The following is a 7,159-nucleotide window of genomic DNA, read 5'->3' as shown; positions in this document are numbered from 1 at the left end:
TCTACTGTTTGAGCATCAACTTTCTCTTGTTTGGTATTACCTTGAGAATCGCGGACTTCAGCTATAAAGGTTGGCATAAGTTTAGGGGTTAGGGGTTAGGGGTTAGGGGTTAGGGGTTAGGGTTTAGAGTTTAGGATTTTTAGGGGGTAAAGGGTAAAGGGTAAAGGGTAAAGGGTAAAGGGTAAAAGGTCGCTAATATTAATATTCCCTATTCCCTATTCCCTATTCCCTATTCCCTATTCCCTATTCCATATCCCCTAATTCCGAGTCGCTGCCATCGGTGTCGCTCCAATGAGACGTTGAAGTTCATCGGGTCGAGAGGATTTGGAAACGCCAACTTCAAAGGAAATGGTACCTTCACGAATATGTTTGGCAAGGATCGATTCCATTGTATTCATCCCCAGCTTGGCTCCAGTTTGAATTGCACTGTAGATTTGAGCGGTTTTACCTTCACGAATCAGGTTGGCGATTGCTGGAGTGACGATCATAATTTCTTGAACCATGACTCGTCCGAATTCACCTGGTTTAGGTTTTTTCTTCTGGACTAGAGCTTGACTAAAGACGGCAACAAGAGAGTTTGATAACTGAGCGCGGATTTGGGGCTGTTGTTCGGGGGGAAATACATCGAGCATCCGATCGATCGTTTGAGCGGCTGAACTGGTGTGCAGTGTGCCCATTACTAAGTGTCCGGTTTCAGCAGCACTAATCGCCAAACTAATCGTTTCTAAGTCCCGCAATTCTCCGACCAGAATCACGTCTGGATCTTCCCGTAAGGCAGCTCTAAGGGCATTGGAGAAGCTTTTGGTGTCTTCACCCTTTTGTCGCTGGTGGACGAGGCTTTTGATGTTGGAGAAAACATATTCGATCGGATCTTCGATCGTCAAAATATGTTCGCCACGAGTCCGATTGATCAGATCGATCATTGCCGCCATTGTCGTAGTTTTCCCAGATCCCGTCGGTCCCGTGACCAAAATCAAACCTCTAGGGCGACCGCTCATTTCCCTAACAATTTCGGGTAAACCCATCTGATCGAAGTTAGGAATTTTGGAAGCTAATGCTCGCAAACAAGCGGCATAACAGCCGCGTTCTTTGTAAACATTGACCCGAAACCGTGCTAATCCTTTCACCCCATAGGAGCAGTCTATTTCCCACGTTTGCTCTAGTTCCTTGCGCTGAGTATTATTGAGCATACTAAAGATCAGTTTTTGGCAGTCTTGAGGAGTCAAAGGTTCAGATCCGACGGGTGCAAGTTTGCCACTGACACGGAAATAGACAGGCGCACCTGCTTGAATATGCATATCAGAACCGCCCATTTCGACGAGCTGCTCCATTAGGTCTTCGATCATTAGTTCGGACATAAGTTTAGACTTTAGGTGTTAGGTGTTAGGCTTTAGGTCAGTTTTTAGGCTTTGGGTGTTAGGTTTTAGGTCAGGAGTTAGAAGTTAGAAATTAAGAGAACGCAAGCGTCCTAAAACCTAAAACCTAACACCTAGCTTTCAAATCTCGGAGTCATACAATAAGGACAATCGAGCCATTCGGGTCTGAGATCGGCAGTGCAAACACTGCAAATCAGGGAGGTTTTGCGTTTGGCTTTGATTTCGGCTTCTAAACCAGAGTCGGTAAAGGTGACTCGTTCGACTTCAGAGAGAGTGGTTTGACCTTCTTGAACCATTTGGAGACTATAGGCTAGCAGCGTCTTCATCCCTTGTTGAACGGCGGTCTCCTTGATGATGGCGGAAGGAGCGCGTTGGTTGATCAGCGTCGCTAGCTCGTCGGTAATTTGCATAACTTCATAGACACCGACTCGGCCGCGATAGCCGACTCCGTTGCAGTTTTTGCAAAGAGTTCCAGCAGTTTTGGCGGATTCGATCTCATCATTACTCAGTTCGTTAGCCTTGTAGAAGGTGATAACGTTATCTCCAGATGCCGATAGCCCAAAGCGACCGAGTTCTTCGCGGCTGGGAGTGTAGGCAATCCGACACTCAGAACAAGCGCGCCGGAGTAGTCGTTGTGCAACCACGCCAATTAACGCAGCCGAGACCATAAAGGGTTCTACACCCATTTCATCGAGCCGTGCGATCGATCCAGCCGCGTCATTCGTGTGTAAAGTAGTCATGACCATGTGACCAGTTAAAGCGGCTTCCATTGAGGTTTTAGCCGTCTCTTGGTCGCGGGTTTCTCCCACCAAGATGATGTCAGGATCTTGCCGCATGAAGGCGCGGAGAATCGAGGCGAAGTTCATCCCTTTTTCCCGAATTACCTGAACTTGGTTGATGCCTGGGAGGGCATACTCGATCGGGTCTTCCGCCGTACTAATATTAACTCCAGGGTCATTCCGTTCTGCTAGTAGCGAATAGAGAGTGGTAGATTTACCAGAACCCGTCGGACCAGTGACTAGAATCAATCCAAACGGACGACTACCCATCTCGCGGACGATTTCCAATGTTGGCAAATCGCTAATCAACTTATCTAAACCCAGTTGAGTCGAAGAGTTGTCCAAAATCCGCATACAGACTTTTTCCCCATAACGACTGGGAAGAGTACTCATTCGGAAATCTACTTTCCGACCCTCAAATGTCCGGCGAATCCGACCATCTTGGGGCAGTCGTCGCTCGGCGATATCCAATTCAGCGATGATCTTGAACCGAGAGATGACTGCTGGAATAATATGTTTGGGCAAGATCGGAAAGGCCTGACGAAGTACTCCATCCTTACGGAATCGAACTCTCAAACCCTCTTCTTGCGGCTCAATGTGAATATCAGAAACTTTATCTAATAGACCTTTAGCCAGAATTTGGTTGACTAATTTGACGACAGGAGCAGCTTCTGCGCCCTGAACATCAATTTCATCGTTAATTTCCTCTTCCCCACCACCGAGTTCTGGCGCATCGAAGTTTTCAATTTCGATGCTGAGATTCTTCTTGGAATTGTCTGCTTCATCCTGTTGGATGCGCTCATCTAAGTAACCATCGAGGAGTTTTTGATAATCTTCAGGGGCAATTGCCTCGCTCCGCCACCCAATCCCGTGGGGACGGAGAATTTTATCTAGATCGTTTTTGGCCTGGAGATCGTCTGGCTTGATCATCGCCACGGTCAGAATTGGCGGATCTCCATCGATTTTACCGATCGGTAATAATTTAAGTTGCCGACAACTATCAGCAGAGATAAAAGTATTAATTAATTCACGAATTTGAATCTTGTTGATTTGGGGGGATGCAATATCCACCGCATTCAAACCATAAACAATTTTGAGTTCAAATAACTGTTGTTTTTTATATTGATGTTGTAACTCGGCAGGCAAAGCTTTGCCTGTCATCGATTCCAAAACCTCTGTCAGTGGGTGATTTTTGGCTCGACTATCGACTAGTGCCTGTTTGAGCTGTTCCGCATTAACGTAACCTGCTTGAATCAGCTTATTGCCGAAAGGAGAAAAGTCATTGCGGACGATCAGTGCCCGTTTAGGGGATGAAGATTGAGTCATAGCTGCTATTTGTGGCAGAAGGGAGAAAAGTCGTTACGGACGATCGATGATGAAGATTGAATCATAGCGGCTATTTGTGGCAGCAAGGAGAAAGGTCACTGCGGACGATCGAATGGAGATTTAGTCATAGCTACTGTAGATCTCTCCTTAGCTTTACAGTATTCCCACAGTTTGACTGAATGTACTCATTCCATCAAAATTAATTTAATCTGGACGAGCGGAAATTCTTCGCTCGACTCTGATGTACAAATAAAAACAAAAATGTCTCAACTACCTAAGCAGTTGAGACATTTTTGTGGAGATCGTCATCTCTTCGACAAAATTGTAGATGAACTTTGCACAGTCATAATCTGAGAGCTTCACTAAACTCTTACCTACCCTCTACCCTCTACCCTCACCTAAAAAGCGCAAGCAATACCCATGCAAAGTATAATTACAGTGGTAATCGATCGAGATCCAACTTATTCCCAATCACCACCAGCACATCATCCTGACAGAGACGACGATCGGGTTTGGGGTTAATGTCAAAATTCTGGGATTGGCCGATCGCTAAAACATTCAATCCGTAATCGCTCCGCAGTCTTAGTTCTAGGATTGTTTTGCCATAAAAAGACTCTGGTGCCTTGAGTTCGACAATACTGTGTTCGGGGTCTAGGTCGAGGCGGTCTAAAATCCCTGGCTTAATCAGTGTCTGCGCCAAATTGCAGCCTGCTTCGTGTTCGGGCAATACTAATCGATCTGCGCCGACTTTTTGGAGGAGTTTGGCATGAACATCTGAAGAGGCTTTCGCAATCACATAGGGAACACCCGCTTCTTTCAGATTCAGCGTGGTAATAATACTCTCTTGTAAGTAATTTCCGATTGCGACAATTACGGTATCAAACTCGAAGATTCCCGCTTCCTTGAGTGCGAGGGGATTGGTAGAATCAATGATGATGGCATGGGCGGCTAGCCCTGTGGTTAAAATATCGGCGACTCGTTTTTCATCAACATCGGTAGCTAATACTTCATATCCTGATGTGTGTAAAGTTTCGCATACCGCTCGACCAAATCTACCTAAACCAATCACCGCAAATTGCCGTGGTCTACTTGGCATTAAGTTCCGAAAAAAGCTGAAAGCAGGTCGATCGATTGAATTAGTCATAGGTATTATGGAATCTTGAATAACTACTTATTACTTATTTTCTTATCCAACTAATAATGATTCTTCTGGATAACGAACAGCACCGATCCGAGGATCGCCCAACAGAGCGGAAATTAGTAGCAAAACTCCCACCCGCCCAATATACATGGTCGCGACTAACACTAGTTTACTAAAAGAGGTCAGCCCTGCGGTAATCCCCGTCGAAAGTCCGACAGTGGCGAAAGCAGAAACTACTTCAAACAGAATATTAATAAAGTTTAGTTTCGGATCGGCGAGTGCAATTAGGATCGTCGCAAATATTACCGTCATCAGCGATCCAAAGGTAACTGCAATCGCTTTCAATAGCAGTGAATTGGGTACCTGACGGCGATAAAGTGTCACAGATTCTTTCCCTTGTAAAATCGCGTAAGTACAGCTTGATAACAACCGTGCTGTCGTGGTTTTAATCCCGCCAGCGGTTCCGCCCGGACTCCCACCAATTAACATTAGAGCAATCGTCACAAATAGCCCCGCAGTGGTGATTTTACCCTCATCGATCGTATTAAAACCAGCGGTGCGGGCGGTGACAGCCTGAAACCAGGCTGCTAATAGCTGTTCTGGTAGACTCAATGCGCCTAATGTTTGGGGATTCCTAATTTCGATCGCCCAAATTGCCACGGTACCCCCAATCAGTAAAAATAGCGTGGTACTCACAGCTACTTGAAAATTTAGAGTTCGCGCAGTCTTGAGTTTCTGCTGCAATAGACGCTCTCGCAGCATCAGGTAGAATTCTAAAATTACCTCGTACCCAATCCCGCCAAAGATAATTAGTCCCGTAATTACCGCATTGATCAGGAAGGAGCCTCGATAGCCTGCTAAATTATCCGAGAACAAGGCAAATCCGGCATTATTCCAAGCACTGACGCTATGGAAAAGTGCGAACCCGATTGCCTTATTCCAACCGAGATCGGGAACAAATACCAATAGCAGCAAAAACGCTCCTGTTAGTTCAAAAATCAGCGTTGTGGCAATAATAGATTTGAGAATCTGAGTACTACCCTGAAGTGCTCGGCGATCGAGTGCCTGCTGAATCGCGATTTTATCCTTGAGTCCAAACCTGCGCCCCAGCAACAACAAGAGAAAAGTCGTAACTGTCATGTATCCCAACCCACCAACCTGAATCAGCAGCGCGATCGCAAACTGCCCGAATCGGGAAAAGTGGGTAGCTGTATCGACCACAACATGCCCCGTAACGCACACGGCAGAGGTGGAGGTAAATAACGCCACGATTGGGTCGTTCCACTGGCCGCTACTGGTCGAAAACGGCAGCATCAGCAACATCGTACCAGTCAAGATGACAGCAAGAAACCCCAGGCAAATAGTACGTGAAACGGTCATTTCGATTGTGGATTCTGGATTTTGGATTGAAGCTGTAAAGCTCGTAACTAATTTTACGCTTAATGGGACATCTTTTTGACTTCTAGAAGCAGTTTTTGGCTAGAAATTTAATGGTTGAAATACCCACGGTAAGATCTTTTGGATCGATCTAAAAAACCTGAACTTTGGCAGAGAACTAACCTAAAATTTCGCCTACAGTCAATCTCATCCCGTTGACTAAATCGTTACCAGATTGAGGACGTTTGCCAGATAGCTGAACTTCACGCAGGAGAAGATAACCAGCTCCAGTTTGAATAATTGGGCCTAAACTTTTGACGATTTTAACTACGGTGCCTGGTAAACTGTTGCTGAGATCTAGACTGGCTAGTTCTGGCAATAATTTCTGAATTTCTGGGGGTAAATCCATTGAGAGTTCGACTCCCAATGGTACTGTCGTCATGATTTTTAGCGGCTGTGCGCGGAAGGTGGCGACACAATTAGGATAGAAGCCGCGAACTCGATTGTGGATCGAAATACTCGATCGAGTCCAGTCGATGATATATTCTGATTTCTGAATCGGTGGTGCGCTAGTGGCGGCTAAATGCTCTTGGGGAATGGGTGTAATTCGATCGATACTCAGAATCGTGTCGATCAGTAATTGAGCACCTGCAACGGCTAGTTTTGCCGCTAATCCATCGGCATTATCTAGCAAGTTGACAGGAGTTTCATATTTGAGTAACATCGCACCAGTGTCCATTCCGGCATCCATCAACATGGTAGTAATACCTGTCAGGGTGACACCATCAGTCAAGCAGCGTTGAATCGGTGCTGCACCACGATACTGGGGTAATAGCGAACCATGCACGTTGACACAGCCCAATTTAGGTATGTCGAGAATTTCTTGAGATAATATCTGCCCGTAGGCTATTACTACAAATATATCTGGAGCGAGGGCGCGTAATGACTCGATCGTGTCTGGATCTTTTTTGATCCGTGCGGGTTGCCAAATTGGGAGTTGATGCGCGGTAGCCAGTTCTTTAATTGGCGATGGTGATAGTTTGTTTCCCCTACCTCGGTTTTTATCTGGCTGTGTCACCACCCCAACCACTTGAAGTTGGGGGTTGGATAAGAGTTTTTCCAGGGTGGGAATAGCAAATTGAGGTGTACCGAAGAAGACG

The 7,159-nt window shown here is 45.9% G+C and carries 5 protein-coding genes; all 5 read right to left on the bottom strand.

The window, feature by feature from the left end:
* Nucleotides 1-257 precede the first annotated feature (257 nt).
* A complete protein-coding gene (locus RMO55_RS22115; protein WP_310430289.1) occupies nt 258-1,358 on the bottom strand; it encodes a type IV pilus twitching motility protein PilT in 1,101 nt (366 codons plus the stop codon).
* A gap of 131 nt (nt 1,359-1,489) precedes the next feature.
* Nucleotides 1,490-3,481 (bottom strand): GspE/PulE family protein, encoded by a 1,992-nt coding sequence (locus RMO55_RS22110; RefSeq protein ID WP_310430288.1) that lies wholly within the window; start codon nt 3,479-3,481, stop codon nt 1,490-1,492.
* A gap of 433 nt (nt 3,482-3,914) precedes the next feature.
* Nucleotides 3,915-4,613, bottom strand: coding sequence for a potassium channel family protein (locus RMO55_RS22105; RefSeq protein WP_396134454.1), 699 nt, complete (start codon nt 4,611-4,613; stop codon nt 3,915-3,917).
* A gap of 54 nt (nt 4,614-4,667) precedes the next feature.
* Nucleotides 4,668-6,002, bottom strand: coding sequence for a TrkH family potassium uptake protein (locus RMO55_RS22100; protein WP_310430286.1), 1,335 nt, complete (start codon nt 6,000-6,002; stop codon nt 4,668-4,670).
* 175 nt (nt 6,003-6,177) lie between these two features.
* Nucleotides 6,178-7,159, bottom strand: a 982-nt coding sequence (fmt, locus tag RMO55_RS22095) for a methionyl-tRNA formyltransferase (RefSeq protein WP_310430285.1), incomplete at its 5' end; no start/stop codon positions are given.

The organism is Chamaesiphon sp. VAR_48_metabat_135_sub (assembly GCF_031418915.1).
Lineage (GTDB): Bacteria > Cyanobacteriota > Cyanobacteriia > Cyanobacteriales > Chamaesiphonaceae > Chamaesiphon.
Note: the sequence above shows the minus strand (reverse complement) of the source record. Positions and strands in the feature narration are given on the sequence as shown.